Below are 13,031 nucleotides of genomic sequence, written 5' to 3' on the forward strand. Positions count from 1 at the left end.
ACACAGCATGAATGACGACACGACGACGTACACCGTGCGCGGCATGACCTGCCAGCACTGCGTCGCCTCGGTGACCGAAGAGGTCTCCGAGGTGCCCGGCGTCCGCGAGGTCGCGGTCGACCTGGCCTCGGGCGCGGTGACGGTACGCGGTTCCGGCCCGATCGACGACGCGGCGATCGCCGCGGCGGTGACCGAGGCCGGGTACGAGCTGGTCACACCGTGACCGCCTCGGGCGAGGCCGCCGTCGACACCGACGACCGGTCGGAGGCCGCCGTCGACGCCGGCACGATCACCGATGTCTTCGACATCGCGGGCATGACCTGTGCCTCGTGTGCGTCGCGCATCGAACGCAAGCTCAACAAGGTCGACGGCGTCGAGGCGACGGTGAACTTCGCCACCGAGACCGCGCAGGTGCATCACCCGGAATCGGTGAGCACCTCCGACCTCGCCGATGTCGTTGCCGCCGCCGGGTATTCGGCGTCGACGCGTCGGCCGCCGCACACCCGCGGTGACTCCGACGCCGAGCACGGCCACCACGACTCCGAGGCCGGGCACGGCGGTCACATGGACCACGGCGGCGACGCTGCCGCCCTACGGCAACGCCTGATCATCAGTGCGGCGCTGAGCATCCCGGTGGTCGCGCTCGCGATGATCCCGGCGATCCAGTTCGACAACTGGCAGTGGCTCTCGCTCACCCTCGCCGCACCGGTGGTGGTGTGGGGGGCGTGGCCGTTCCACCGTGCCACGTGGACCAACGCGCGCCATGGCGCCACCACGATGGACACCCTCGTCTCCATCGGCATCCTCGCCGCGTTCGGTTGGTCGCTGTACGCACTGTTCTTCGGCTCGGCCGGGATGACCGGTATGCGCCACGGGTTCTCGTTCACCCTCGAACGCGGGGACGCCTCGGCGAACATCTATCTCGAGGTCGCCGCGGGGGTCACGACATTCCTACTGGCCGGTCGATTCCTCGAGGCCCGTTCGACCCGACAGGCCGGTGCCGCCATGCGCTCGCTCGCCGAGCTGGGTGCGAAACAGGCCACCGTTCTCGTCGACGGGCCCGACGGTGTGGTCGAGAAGACCATCGACACCGCTGATCTCGTCGTCGGCGATCAATTCGTCGTACGGCCCGGGGAGAAGATCGCGACCGACGGTGAGGTCGTGTCGGGGACGTCTGCGGTCGACGCGTCGGTGATCACCGGGGAGTCGGTGCCCGTCGACGTCGGCCCGGGGGACCGGGTGGTCGGCGCCACCGTCAACACCTCGGGTGCCATCACCGTCCGGGCCACCACCGTCGGTGCCGACACCCAGATCGCACAGATCGCCCGCCTGGTGGAGGACGCGCAGAACGGCAAGGCGAACGTGGCGCGTCTCGCCGATGCCATCTCCGCCTGGTTCGTCCCGGTGGTGCTGGTCCTCGCGGTCGTGACCTTCTCCGCATGGCTCATCGCCGGCGGCGGGCTCTCGGCGGCGTTCACCGCGGCGGTGGCCGTACTGATCATCGCGTGCCCGTGCGCCCTCGGTCTGGCCACACCCACCGCGCTGATGGCCGGTACGGGGCGTGGTGCGCAACTGGGCATCCTCATCCGTGGACCGCAGGTCCTCGAGCGCGCCGGCCGCGTCGACACCGTGGTGCTCGACAAGACCGGCACCGTCACCACCGGCGTCATGACCGTCACCGACGTCGTCGGATCTGTCGGCGCGGATGCCGACCGGGTCCTCGAGGTCGCCGCGTCGGTCGAGAGCCTCTCGGAGCACCCGATCGCCCACGCCATCGCGGCGGCCGGACGCACGAGCTTCCGCAACCTCACGCAGGCAACCGATTTCGACAACGCCGCCGGCCACGGCGTGCGTGGCCGCGTGCACGGGGTGGACGTCGTCGCCGGGCGGGTCGGTTGGGTCGCGAGCGAGACCGGAGGCGACATCGACACCGACCTGCGCGACCGGATCGACGCGGCGGAGGCCTCCGGCGCGACCGCCATCGCCGTCGGATGGGGTGACGCGGTCCGAGGTGTCGTCGTGGTGGCCGACGAGGTCAAACCCGGTGCCGCCGATGCCATCGCACGGCTGCGGGAGCTCGGTCTCACGCCGATCCTGCTGACCGGTGACAACGACGGTGCGGCACGATCGGTGGCCGCCGAGGTCGGCATCGACACCGTGCACTCCGGCGTCGTGCCGGAGCAGAAGGTGTCGATCGTGCGCGACCTGCAGTCGCAAGGGGCGCGGGTGGCGATGATCGGAGACGGCGTCAACGACGCCGCCGCCCTGGCCCAGGCCGACCTCGGCCTGTCCATGGGTACCGGCACCGACGTCGCCATCGAGTCGTCCGACCTGACGTTGATGTCGGGGGACCTGCGGGTCGCGGTCGACGCCATCCGGTTGTCGCGCCGGACCCTGTCGACGATCCGGGCGAACCTGTTCTGGGCGTTCGGTTACAACGTCGCCGCTCTGCCGCTCGCCGCGTCGGGTCTGTTGAACCCGATGTTCGCGGGGGCGGCCATGGCGTTCTCGTCGGTGTTCGTGGTGGCGAACAGCCTGCGGCTGCGCAGCTTCGGACGTCGATAGGTATCGCGACGGAACGACACGAGGGGCCCGAGGCGTGATGCCTCGGGCCCCTCGTGCGTGACGGTGATCGTCAGTCGACGCGTGTGGCCTTCTTCGGGGTCGACATGTGGATCTGGAAACGCGGACGGACCTCGCTGCCCGGCAGTGCGGCGGCGATCTGCTGCTCGGCGCGGCCGACGACCTCGGTGATCTCCGCGAAGTCCCGATTCGATTCGGCCTCGACAGTGATCTCGAGCATGACCCGCTTGCGGTCATCGATCGCCCGCGAGCGCGTGGAGGTGATGAGGCGGTGCCGCGCGAGATCGTCGGCGACGGCGTTCGCGATCTTGCCGGGGTTGACCGCCAGGGTGCCCGATCCGTCGCTGCCCGGGAGGACGACGGTTCCGGTCTTGCGGGGGCGGCTGTTGAGCGCGAGCAGCAGCAGTCCGATGAGGATCCCGCCGACGGCGATCCCGATGAGGACGTACAGCCACCAGCTCTCGTCAGGAGCGCGGTCGAACCACCCCAGGTCGATCTTGTCGAGCTGATCACGGACCTGGTGGACCTTGAGCTCCCACGCGATGGCGACAGCGCCCACGGCGACGAACACGAGTCCGAGAAGCAGTGTGATGAGCCGGTTCACACCGGCGGGCAACACGTTCACGAGTGCACCTCCTTGGTGGTCGAGACGGTGGCGCCGGCGGATGTCGTCGCCGGAGCGGTCTCGTCGTCAGCCGAGCTCTCCACGATCGGTTCCGGAAGGCTCGGTCGGCCGGACGCGGGTGGTGGCGTCTGCGACTTCGGGGTCTTGATCGTGATGGTCTTGACCCTCACCGTGTGCTTCGGCAGAACCGTCGCGATGGACGTGGCGATCGACGCGCGGACCTCATCAGCCGAGGCCGGGGCCTCGTCGGTGGTGGTGATGCGTGTGACCACCTTGCGGCGCTTCACCGTGCTGTCGGCGCGGGTGACCCCGGCGCTCTGGCGTGCCACGGCACTTGCGCGGCGGGCGATGTCGACCTTGCGGGTCCACGTGCTCGGCGAGTAACCGTCGACGGTGCCTGCCCCGTCGAGGGCGATGTGCGTCTTCGACCGCGGTCGTATCGCGGTCCACACGAAGAACAGCCCGACGACGATAAGCGCGATCGCGACGGCCCAGAACCACCCCTGCCACGACAGGTCGCCGATCCACCGCGAGGCGGCGGCGATCCAGCCCGAGCCGGTGATCCACTTCTGGTCGACGCAGATGTCGCGGATGGCGACACCACCGAGGGCGATGAGCGCGATGGCGAACAGTGACGTCACCCAGACCGCACCAGGGGTGGCGGTGGGCGGGACGATCTTCTTCAAGCGGGGCGCCGGACCGGGGTCGGGTGTGCCCTGCGACGTGGGTGTGGTCATCGCACTCTCCTCTGCGAACTCGTCTCGGCGACAATCACGTCGGCGATCGTGACGTCCACCCGGTGCGGGGTGACGCCGGTGAGTCGCGCCAGTTCGGTGTGGACCAGGGCCCGCACCTCCTGACAGAGGGCGGTCACCTGGGTGGGCCAGCGGACGGCGATGTCGACCTTCACGTCCGGGTGGGGACGCGACATGTCGATCGACACCTTCGGGTGGTCGCCGCCGGTGATGAGACCGAGTGATCCGCGGTGGCGCAGAACGCCTTCGATGGACAACGCGGCCGCGCGGCCGATCTGCTCGCCGACCCGGTCGTGGATCGTGGTGGTTCCGGGACCGCCGCCGTCGGTGACGCCTGGGGCGGCTCCGGTGGTCGGGTCAGCCACGGTTGCGGCTCCGCAGGAGCCCGGAGAGATCGATGGTGCCGTCGCGGTGGAGACCCACGGCGAGGCCGACCGCGCCGAGCACGATGGCGAGGATGAAGCCGCCGAAGCCGCCGGTGGTGGCGGCGATGGCCAGCAGCAGGCCGACGATGAGACCGATGGTCGCGTTGTTGTTCATGTGGTTCCCCTGATGGGTCGGTGTGACGGTGGATGGTGGGTGATCGGCACCGGTGCGACTCGCCGGGGGCGAACCGATGTGCGGTGGATCAGATCTCGAAGTATCGCTTGGCGCCGGGGACCGAGCGCGGGAGTTTGGCCCGCACCGCGTCGATGGTCCTCACCGTCGAGCGTCGGAGGCGGCGCATCCGCGAGGTGGGTCGCACACGAGGACGCGGCGACGCCGACGCACGGGGCGCAGCACCGGTGGGCCGGGAGGTGCCGGGGTCGACACCGGTGGTCCGACCGAATTCCCGGTCGAGTCGGGCCAACTCGCGATGCAATGCCTGCGGATCGCCGCCGACGTCGGGGTGGTACTGACGTATCACGGCCCGACGTCGGGCGGCGTAGTCCGAGGGCGGAGGCATCGGGTCAGCGATCACCGTCGGCCGCGGAGAGACCGGACGGATCCTGCGCGCCGGGCACGTTCTCGTGCTCGGTGTGTTCGCCGGCGGGCGGGTCGGCGACGGTCACGTCCTCGACGATGACGGTCATGGTCCGCCCGGAGGCCTTCTCGGTCGCGGCGCGGACTCCCTCCGCGGTGTCCATCACGTTGCGTGACAGATCGACCTCGATGTGTACCTCGCCGCTGAACTCCTGGAGACGGACACCGACGATGCGACGACCGGCCGCGTACGTGGCCACCTCGCCGAACCGGCCCGAGTTCAGGCCGGTCACGCCGGGCACCGACGTGGCGGCGGCGACCACCGCGTCGGCGACCTCGGCGTCGGAACTCACTGGACCCGGGGCTCCGCGGTCTCGCCGGTGGTCTCGTCGTCCTCGAAGTGGATGTCGTGGATGGCGATGTTGACCTCGGTGACCTCCAGGCTGGTCATCTGCTCGATCGAGTTGATGACGTTGGAGCGCACCGCGGCGGCGAGATCGTGGATCGCGACGCCGTAGTTGGCGACGAGGCCCAGGTCGACTGCGGCCTGCTTCTCGCCGACCTCGACCGAGATGCCCTGGGTGATGCTCTGGCCGCCGCCGACCGGGATGGCCTCGCGGACGCGGCCGACGATGCGGGCGGCCTGGCCGCCGAGGTCGTAGACGCCCTCGATCTCTCGGGCGGCGATGCCGGCGATCTTCGAGACGACCTGATCGGCGATGGTGGTGCGGCCGTGCTCACCGACGAGGTCACGGTGCGATTCGGAGACCTCCTTGCTCGGGGAGACCTTCGCTGCGGCCGAAGAGGTCGTGGTGGTGGACGGTGTGGTCATCTGCACTCCTTCATGTCAACACATGAGAGCGGTCTTTTCGACAGACCGGACTCGATTGGATCGAACGTCGTGCACCGGGTCGGATCGAACGTCCTGTCACGGACGCGGGTGCGATCCGGTGTAATGGTTGAGTCGGTGGCCGCGCCGGTTCTGCACGCGGGGTGAGACGTGACGTGGCCCACACCTTCGGCGAGAGGCCCACGACGTGCAGACCGAGGATCCGGTGGCTCCGGCAGACCCCGCCCGCAGCAATCCCGACCCCCACGATCTCTCCGGTGCCGAACGCTCCGGTGTCGACATCGCCGACGAGTCCGACGAGACCCTCGCGCGGGCGGCCGCGGTCGGCGACCGGGCCGCCTTCGACGAACTGGTCCGACGAACCCTGCCGATGCTGCTGCGGTACGCGCGGCGCATGGTCTCCGATGCCGGCAACGCCGAGGACGTGGTACAGGAGGCGTTGCTGGCCGCGTGGAAGGGGCTACCGCGGTTCGGATTCCAGAGCAGTTTCCGCACCTGGGTGTTCTCGATCGCGCACCGCAAGATCATCGACCTGCGTCGTCGTCGCAGTGACGTGGCCGCCGACGACGAGTTCCTGACCGCGATCCCGTCGTCGTCGCCGACCCCTCTCGACGACGCGATGGGCACGTCCCTGCGTGACGCACTCGAACGCGAGCTCGCCGAGCTGCCCTATCTCTCGCGCGCCACCTGGTGGCTGCGGGAGATGGAGGGGTTGTCGCACCCGGAGATCGCCCGCGTCCTCGACATCACGCCCAACTCGGTGCGGGGACACCTCCAGCGCACCAGGGCGCGCCTCGCCGAACGGATGGAGCCGTGGCGGCCCGGACGCGACCCTGCCGGGCCGGATCGCCCCTCGCAGTCAACCCATCCCCCGAAACGCCCGGATCCACCGGCCGGACGTGCCCCGCGCCGACAGGGCAGGGCGTCGACCACCGCCGACCCACCGGACACCGCACCTACACCGACCACCCAGGATCCACCGACATCGGAGACCACATGGCAATCACGGACGTGAGCGATCAGGGGTCGGAGAAGTGGATCGTCGAGGCGGGCCGTGAGCTGGATCCACCGGCGTCCGACGTCGAGCGGCTCACCGCGCGGGTCATCGACTCGGCGCGCAGACTCTCGCATTCCCGCTCGGAGTTGGCGACCGACCGCACCTCGGTCGTCGTCACCGACCGCGTGGTGCGTCGGGTGATCATGATCGAGATCCGTCGCCAGGTGTCGCGGCCGGTGCTGGAGGTCGCGGTGACCTCGGAGGAGCGTGAGGTGACCGGAGTCCGACTCGGTCTGATGTGCCGCTACGACGACGACCTCGGCGCGCTCGCCGACCGGGCCCGCGGCGTGACCAGGGAGGTCCTCGCGGCCACCCTCGGAGAGGTGCGGGGTGCTCGCGCGGCGAGCCGAGTCGACGTCGACTGGATGGATCTCGACTGGCGCCCGCCCTCGACCACGGAGAAGAACTAGAACCTGTTCTAGTATCTCGCTAGTCTTGACGGATCGGGCGGTACCACCGCCTCGACGACGAGCGAGAGGACATGTGGTGCGCGCCGAACTCCCCGAGGTCATCCGTCACACCGACATCACCGACTGGTCCGACGAGGTCGACGTCCTCGTCGTCGGATGCGGTATCTCGGGTGGGTGCGCCGCGGTCGAGGCGGCCACCGCGGGAGCCTCGGTGCTCGTCCTGGAACGCGCCGGTGTCGCCGGCGGCACCACATCGCTGGCCGGCGGCCATTTCTATCTCGGTGGCGGGACCGCGGTGCAGCAGGCGACCGGTCACGCCGACTCGGCCGAGGAGATGGAGAAGTACATCACCGCGGTCAGCCGCGATCCCGAACCCGACAAGATCCACGCCTACTGTCGCGACAGCGTCGAGCACTTCGACTGGCTCGAGGCGCTCGGCTTCCACTTCGAGCGCAGCTTCTACGACAAGAAGGCCGTCATCCAGCCCGGCACCGAGGGGCTCATGTTCACCGGCAACGAGAAGGTGTGGCCCTTCTGCGACATCGCCATCCCCGCGCCGCGCGGCCACAAGGTGCCCGTCCCCGGTGACACCGGGGGCGCCGGGATGGTGATCGACCTCCTCGTGAAGCGCCTCGCTGATCTCGACGTCGAGATCCGCTACGACACCGGCGCACGACACCTCGTGGTCGACGACGTCGGCGCCGTGGTGGGCGTGGGGTGGAAGCGGCTCGGGGAGACCGGGGCGATCCGGGCGCGCAGCGTGGTGATCGCCGCCGGCGGGTTCGTCATGAACGAGTCGATGGTCGACGAGTTCGTGCCGTCGCTGTCGGAGAAGCCCTACACACTCGGCAACACCTTCGACGACGGGCTCGGCATCCGTCTCGGTGCGTCGGTCGGCGCGGCGCTCAAGCACATGGACCAGACGTTCGTGACCGCGCCGGTCTACCCGCCCTCAGTGCTCATCACCGGACTCATCGTCAACGCCGACGGTGATCGCTTCGTCGCCGAGGACTCCTACCATTCGCGCACATCGGGTTTCGTGATGGAACAGCCCGGTGCGGTGGCCTACCTGATCGTCGATGAGGCACACATGGAACGGCCCGCGTTCCCGCTGATCTCGTTCATCGACGGCTGGGAGACCATCGAGGAGATGGAGGCCGCCCTCGAGATCCCGGCCGGACGTCTGGTCGCGACGATGGAGCGGTACAACACCCACGCCGCCGATGGCGAGGACCCCGATTTCCACAAGCGCCCCGAGTGGTTGGCGCCGCAGACCGAGGGCCCCTGGGCGGCATTCGACCTGAGTCTGGGCAAGGCGCTCTACGCCGGCTTCACGATGGGCGGGTTGGCGACCAGCGTCGACGGCGAGGTCCTCAGCGAGGCGGGCGCACCGATCGCGGGGCTCTATGCGGCGGGCGCGGGCGCGGCCAACATCGCCCAGGACGGCAAGGGGTACGCCAGCGGAACCCAGCTCGGCGAGGGCTCCTATTTCGGTCGCCGCGCGGGTAGGCACGCAGCCGGTCGAGCCTGACGCTTGGCGTCTCATCTCGCACCATCGATGCGAACAACTGCCCGCTCGACGGCGATAGGTACACGGTCGATGGGGCGGTGGCTGGACACACCAAAACGGACCGAAGCCAAGGGGTAGATGGCTTCGGTCCGTTGTCCGTGGGTGACGTACCGGACCCGGAGGTCCGATACGTCAGTTCACAGCTGGTACATCAGTGATCAAGTGATCAGGCCGGGGGCATGAGCACCGAGTCGATGAGGTACACGGTCGCGTTGGCGGTCTTGACGCCACCACAGATGACCGAGGCGTTGCCGGATCCGACCTTGAGGTCGTTGCCCGAGCCCGAGACGGTGACGTCCTGGCCCTCGACGGTCTTGTGGGTGCCGGCGATCTGCGACGGCGAGAGCTGACCCGGGATGACGTGGTAGGTCAGGATCTTGGTCAGCAGGGCGTCATCGGTCTTCAGGGTGTCGATGGTGGCCGCCGGGATCTTGGCGAACGCATCGTCAACCGGCGCGAAGACGGTGAACTGGCTGCTGTTGAGGGTGTCGACCAGGTTGACCTTGGGGTTCAGCTGTCCGGAGACGGCCTGGGTCAGGGTCTTGAGCAGCGGGTTGTTCGAGGCTGCGGTCGCAACCGGGTCCAAAGCCATGCCACCGACCGAGCCGGGGCCGCTGGCGTTGGCCTCGGCGTAGGAGGCGCAGCCCGAGCCCACGAGATCGGCGGCCGGATCGGCGCTGGCGGCCGAGCTCTCGGCGGCCGACGACGCGGCGGTCGAGGTGGCGGCGGTGCTGGACGATGCGGAGTCGGAGCTGTCGTCGCTGGAGCAACCGGCGACGAGGCCGACTGCCATGCCCAGGCTTGCAACTGCTACGGCGAATCGTTGGGTCCTCTTGAGGGCCATTGCCTATCCAATCTTTTGGTGTTGTCGGTCACTTGCCATTCGGACCCTACGGGTAGCCGGATGGGTCCGGTCCGAAAATTGTTGTCTCGAATCCGTCAACACCCATCTGACATGTCACGGCCGGATAACGGTCGTCGGAAACTGACCTCGACGTTCAGACATCCGTTCGGGGATCGGCGTCGAATAGCTTGATGAACCTTTGACACATGCATTTCGCCGGGTCGGACAGCAATTCCTCTCGGCGCGGTGACGCCATGCGTCTCAAGCGATCTCCAACCGAGAGGCCCATCATGCGAATCGAGAAGACCGCCCGCGGCGCCCTGGCCGGCCTCGTGGCCGTCGGGTCCGCACTGGCGGCCGGCGAGATCGTCTCCGTCGCGGTCTCGTCCTATGCCTCTCCGTACTTCGCGGTCGGTTCCTATCTCGTCGACAACGCGCCGGCTCCGGTGCGCGAGTTCGCGATCCGGCAGTTCGGGACGAACGACAAGATCGCGCTGCTGACCGGCATGGCCGTGGGCATCGCGGTCCTCGCCGTCGTCGCCGGTCTCGTCGAACGCCGCACCCGTCCGATCGGCTCGGTGCTCATCGTGCTGTTCGGTGCCTTCGGTGTGTTCGCCGCCATGGCCCGACCCACCGCCGACGCGAGCTACTCGATCCCGTCGATCGTCGCGGCGGTCGTCGGCATCATCGTGCTGCGCGCGTTGCTCGGCTTCTTCGGCCGGACCAATGCCGCGGCGCCGGAACAGAACGGCCTCTCGCGCCGACTCTTCTTCTCCTCGGCGGTGACGGTGGCCGTCGTCGCCGGGGCCGTGGCCTTCGCGGGCAAGAAGATCGCCGAGGCCGGCGACGCCATCGCCGAACGCCGCAAGCTGAAGCTGCCGACGCCGGTCAGCAAGGCCGCGCCGATCCCCGCGGGCGCCGACCTGAAGGTTCCCGGTGCGACACCGTTCGTGACCTCGAACTCCGACTTCTATCGCATCGACACGGCGCTGCAGGTCCCGAACCTCAAGACCGCGGACTGGCAACTGCGCATCCACGGCATGGTCGAGAACGAGATGACCCTCACGTGGGAGGACCTGATGGGGATGCAGGCGGAGGAGAAGGTCATCACCCTCACCTGTGTGTCCAACCAGGTCGGCGGCATCCTCGCCGGCAACGCCACCTGGATCGGCTACCCGATCAAGTCGATCCTCGAGCGTGTCGGGGTCAAGAGCGACGCCGACATGCTGTTCTCCACCAGCGTCGACGGCTGGACCTCCGGGTCCCCGATCTCGGCGCTCACCGACGGACGCGATGCGATCCTCGCCGTCGCCATGAACGGGCAGCCCCTGCCCCTCGAACACGGGTACCCCGTCCGCCAGGTGGTGCCGGGCCTCTACGGCTTCGTCTCGGCGTGCAAGTGGGTCGTCGACTGGGAGATCACGCGGTTCGACAAGGCCGAGGCGTACTGGACCAAGCGCGGCTGGGGCGCGCAGGGGCCGATCAAGACCGCGTCGCGCATCGACCGGCCCGAACCCTTCTCGAACTCCCCCGCCGGCGAGGTCATCCTGGCGGGCACGGCCTGGGCGCAGCATCGAGGTATCTCGAAGGTCGAGGTGCGGATCGACAACGGACCGTGGGAGCCCGCAGATCTCACCGAGGAGTACTCGAACGACACCTGGCGACAGTGGTCGTACCGATGGCAGGCCACACCGGGCCAGCACACCGTCTACTGCAGGGCCACCGACAAAACCGGACAGCTGCAGACCGAAGAACGCACGCCCCCGATCCCGGGTGGCGCCACAGGCTGGCACAACCGTGTCCTCACGATTGCGTAGGGCGATGAATCAGACAAGCTACTGTCGGTCCTGTGACCGACCGTTCTCTCGCGCGTCTGCCGGAACTGGCAGACCTGTTGGAGAGGACGGCTGCGCGCGACCGGGCTGCCTTCGCAGCGCTGTACGACGCGACCAGTCCACGGATCTACGGCCTCATCCTGCGGGTGCTGCGCGATCCCGGGTACGCCGAGGAGACGCTGCAGGAGGTCTACCTGCAGGTTTGGCAGAACGCCGCGAACTATCGACCGGACATGGGCTCGGTCGTGTCGTGGATGCTGACGATCGGTCACCGTCGTGCGGTCGATCGCGTCCGCTCGGAGGAGGCGTCGTCGCGGCGTGGGACGCAGTACACGGTCTCGAACGCGATGACCGAGGTCGACGAGGTCGTCGAATCGGTGGTCACCCGCGAGGACCGGCGCGCGGTCATCGCGTGCCTGGGAACCCTCACCGACACCCAGCGGGAGAGCATCGAACTGTCGTATTACGGCGGGCTGAGCTACCCGCAGGTGGCCGAGAAGCTCGGGGCGGCGCTGCCCACCGTGAAATCACGCATCCGGGACGGGCTGCGTCGACTCAAGTCGTGCCTGGAGTCCTCCGATGAGGCCTGACCGAGATCCTCGCGAGCTCGTCGACGACCTGCTCGAGCTCTACGCCATCGACGCACTCGACCGATCCGAGCGCGCGTCCTTCGAGGCCGCGTTGCAGGCCATCGATCCCGAACGTCGCGTCGCCGCAGTCATCGAGATCCGTCGCACGCACGACGCCATCGCGCGCATGGCCGCCGAACACACCGTCGTGCCGCCGTCGGCGGTGCGTCGATCGTTGCTCGACGCCGTGAGTGCGGATCGTCCCGGAGCGGTGCGGCCGCTGCGCTCGGTCCCGGCGGATGCCGCCGGTCCGGCGTCGCGGGACATCCCCGCCCTCTCCGTCGACGAGGCGCCGCACGCCGACGGCCCGTCCCACGGCGACGAGCTGGCCGCTCGGCGCACACGGCGACGCCGGCTCGCGATGTCGGTGGCATCGGCCGCCGCGGCGCTGTTGCTCGTCATCGGCGGTGTGGTCATCGGGCGCTCGTCGGTGTCGAGTCCGGAGCCGTCCAGCCCGGCCGTCGCAGCGGGTTCGGTCGAACTCGAGCAGCTCCGATCGGTGATGAGTGCGCAGGATGCCGAGATGCATCGCACCCAGCTGACCGGGATGCCCGGGACGGTCGTGGTGGCGTCGTCGCGGTCGATGGACACCGCCGTGGTGCTGCTCGACAGTGCGCCGGTCCCCGCGAACGCACAGACCTATCAGCTGTGGCTCATCGGGAACACGCACGCACCGAAGTCGGCCGGCCTGATCACCGACGCCTCGGCGTCGACCCCGGTGATCGTCCACGGACTCGATCAGTCGCGGACGGTCGGCATGACCATGGAGCCCCGCGGGGGATCACCGCAGCCGACCGGCGACGTCCTCGCCGCTGTCTCCATCTGACACGTTTCGTCCGTGCGACTGTTTCCGCTGACAGTCGTCATCTGGCGGCCCTCGGGTGGGCACCTCGCCCCGCGATGTCCGGTG

Annotated in this window: 16 protein-coding genes; 8 read left to right on the plus strand and 8 right to left on the minus strand. The window is 68.9% G+C overall.

All coding sequences use genetic code 11. The features are described 5' to 3' along the window. The first annotated feature begins 7 nt into the window (after window positions 1–7). Together OG579_RS13105 and OG579_RS13110 are read left to right on the plus strand one after the other, a co-directional pair. Entirely contained in the window at window positions 8–223 is a 216-nt protein-coding gene (locus OG579_RS13105) for a heavy-metal-associated domain-containing protein (RefSeq protein WP_328856279.1), read from the plus strand. Next, window positions 220–2,565 carry a heavy metal translocating P-type ATPase gene (locus tag OG579_RS13110; RefSeq protein WP_408068676.1) on the plus strand — a complete coding sequence of 782 codons (2,346 nt, stop codon included), beginning with the start codon at window positions 220–222 and terminating at the stop codon, window positions 2,563–2,565. The genes OG579_RS13105 and OG579_RS13110 overlap by 4 nt, the downstream gene beginning before the upstream one ends. A 70-nt stretch (window positions 2,566–2,635) precedes the next feature. Here the strand turns inward: OG579_RS13110 and OG579_RS13115 are convergent, their stop codons facing one another. The 7 genes from OG579_RS13115 to OG579_RS13145 all read right to left on the minus strand — a co-directional run bounded on the left by OG579_RS13115 (window position 2,636) and on the right by OG579_RS13145 (window position 5,758). Then, window positions 2,636–3,208 (minus strand): Asp23/Gls24 family envelope stress response protein, encoded by a 573-nt coding sequence (locus OG579_RS13115; RefSeq protein ID WP_328856280.1) that lies wholly within the window; start codon window positions 3,206–3,208, stop codon window positions 2,636–2,638. After that, window positions 3,205–3,945 carry a DUF6286 domain-containing protein gene (locus tag OG579_RS13120; protein ID WP_328856281.1) on the minus strand — a complete coding sequence of 247 codons (741 nt, stop codon included), beginning with the start codon at window positions 3,943–3,945 and terminating at the stop codon, window positions 3,205–3,207. Before OG579_RS13120 ends, OG579_RS13115 begins: the two co-directional genes overlap by 4 nt. Beyond that, window positions 3,942–4,328: an Asp23/Gls24 family envelope stress response protein gene (locus OG579_RS13125; protein ID WP_045821042.1), complete on the minus strand. Its 387-nt coding sequence runs from the start codon at window positions 4,326–4,328 to the stop codon at window positions 3,942–3,944. Before OG579_RS13125 ends, OG579_RS13120 begins: the two co-directional genes overlap by 4 nt. Further along, complete coding sequence (locus OG579_RS13130) at window positions 4,321–4,503, minus strand: DUF2273 domain-containing protein (RefSeq protein ID WP_045821043.1); 183 nt, start codon at window positions 4,501–4,503, stop codon at window positions 4,321–4,323. The genes OG579_RS13125 and OG579_RS13130 overlap by 8 nt, the downstream gene beginning before the upstream one ends. A gap of 88 nt (window positions 4,504–4,591) precedes the next feature. After that, entirely contained in the window at window positions 4,592–4,909 is a 318-nt protein-coding gene (locus tag OG579_RS13135) for a hypothetical protein (protein ID WP_328856282.1), read from the minus strand. Between the two features lie 4 nt (window positions 4,910–4,913). Then, window positions 4,914–5,279 carry a hypothetical protein gene (locus OG579_RS13140; protein WP_328856283.1) on the minus strand — a complete coding sequence of 122 codons (366 nt, stop codon included), beginning with the start codon at window positions 5,277–5,279 and terminating at the stop codon, window positions 4,914–4,916. Next, the gene (locus OG579_RS13145) at window positions 5,276–5,758 is read right to left on the minus strand and encodes an Asp23/Gls24 family envelope stress response protein (RefSeq protein ID WP_045821128.1); all 483 of its coding nucleotides are present in this window, start codon (window positions 5,756–5,758) and stop codon (window positions 5,276–5,278) included. Before OG579_RS13145 ends, OG579_RS13140 begins: the two co-directional genes overlap by 4 nt. A gap of 223 nt (window positions 5,759–5,981) precedes the next feature. Between OG579_RS13145 and OG579_RS13150 the strand changes: the two genes are divergently transcribed. The 3 genes from OG579_RS13150 to OG579_RS13160 all read left to right on the plus strand — a co-directional run bounded on the left by OG579_RS13150 (window position 5,982) and on the right by OG579_RS13160 (window position 8,774). Beyond that, window positions 5,982–6,791, plus strand: a complete 810-nt coding sequence (locus OG579_RS13150; protein WP_328856284.1) for an RNA polymerase sigma factor — start codon at window positions 5,982–5,984, stop codon at window positions 6,789–6,791. Beyond that, window positions 6,773–7,243 (plus strand): hypothetical protein, encoded by a 471-nt coding sequence (locus OG579_RS13155; protein ID WP_328856285.1) that lies wholly within the window; start codon window positions 6,773–6,775, stop codon window positions 7,241–7,243. The genes OG579_RS13150 and OG579_RS13155 overlap by 19 nt, the downstream gene beginning before the upstream one ends. 76 nt (window positions 7,244–7,319) lie before the next feature. Then, on the plus strand, window positions 7,320–8,774 hold the full coding sequence (locus OG579_RS13160; protein ID WP_328856286.1) for an FAD-binding protein: 1,455 nt from the start codon (window positions 7,320–7,322) through the stop codon (window positions 8,772–8,774). 205 nt (window positions 8,775–8,979) lie between these two features. Here OG579_RS13160 and OG579_RS13165 read toward each other — a convergent pair whose 3' ends face one another. Further along, window positions 8,980–9,657, minus strand: coding sequence for a fasciclin domain-containing protein (locus OG579_RS13165; protein WP_045821045.1), 678 nt, complete (start codon window positions 9,655–9,657; stop codon window positions 8,980–8,982). Between the two features lie 290 nt (window positions 9,658–9,947). Here OG579_RS13165 and OG579_RS13170 point away from each other — a divergent pair, with 290 nt between their 5' ends. From OG579_RS13170 to OG579_RS13180, 3 genes are read left to right on the plus strand one after another with little or no spacing between them, the layout of a single operon-like run. Then, on the plus strand, window positions 9,948–11,474 hold the full coding sequence (locus tag OG579_RS13170) for a molybdopterin-dependent oxidoreductase (protein WP_328856287.1): 1,527 nt from the start codon (window positions 9,948–9,950) through the stop codon (window positions 11,472–11,474). Between the two features lie 32 nt (window positions 11,475–11,506). Next, complete coding sequence (sigK, locus tag OG579_RS13175; RefSeq protein WP_065973455.1) at window positions 11,507–12,082, plus strand: ECF RNA polymerase sigma factor SigK; 576 nt, start codon at window positions 11,507–11,509, stop codon at window positions 12,080–12,082. After that, window positions 12,072–12,947, plus strand: coding sequence for an anti-sigma factor (locus OG579_RS13180; protein WP_328856288.1), 876 nt, complete (start codon window positions 12,072–12,074; stop codon window positions 12,945–12,947). The genes sigK and OG579_RS13180 overlap by 11 nt, the downstream gene beginning before the upstream one ends. The last annotated feature ends 84 nt before the right edge of the window (window positions 12,948–13,031 follow it).

It is taken from the genome of Williamsia herbipolensis (assembly GCF_036153515.1).
Classification (GTDB): domain Bacteria; phylum Actinomycetota; class Actinomycetes; order Mycobacteriales; family Mycobacteriaceae; genus Williamsia_A; species Williamsia_A herbipolensis.

Bases quoted from the DNA above. Each gene is read 5' to 3' on its own strand.
- OG579_RS13105 (WP_328856279.1), top strand. From the start codon at position 8: ATGAATGACGACACGACGACGTACACCGTGCGCGGCATGACCTGCCAG.
- OG579_RS13120 (WP_328856281.1), bottom strand. From the start codon at position 3,945: ATGACCACACCCACGTCGCAGGGCACACCCGACCCCGGTCCGGCGCCC.
- OG579_RS13130 (WP_045821043.1), bottom strand. From the start codon at position 4,503: ATGAACAACAACGCGACCATCGGTCTCATCGTCGGCCTGCTGCTGGCC.
- OG579_RS13135 (WP_328856282.1), bottom strand. From the start codon at position 4,909: ATGCCTCCGCCCTCGGACTACGCCGCCCGACGTCGGGCCGTGATACGT.
- OG579_RS13145 (WP_045821128.1), bottom strand. From the start codon at position 5,758: ATGACCACACCGTCCACCACCACGACCTCTTCGGCCGCAGCGAAGGTC.
- OG579_RS13155 (WP_328856285.1), top strand. From the start codon at position 6,773: ATGGCAATCACGGACGTGAGCGATCAGGGGTCGGAGAAGTGGATCGTC.
- OG579_RS13165 (WP_045821045.1), bottom strand. From the start codon at position 9,657: ATGGCCCTCAAGAGGACCCAACGATTCGCCGTAGCAGTTGCAAGCCTG.
- OG579_RS13170 (WP_328856287.1), top strand. From the start codon at position 9,948: ATGCGAATCGAGAAGACCGCCCGCGGCGCCCTGGCCGGCCTCGTGGCC.
- OG579_RS13180 (WP_328856288.1), top strand. From the start codon at position 12,072: ATGAGGCCTGACCGAGATCCTCGCGAGCTCGTCGACGACCTGCTCGAG.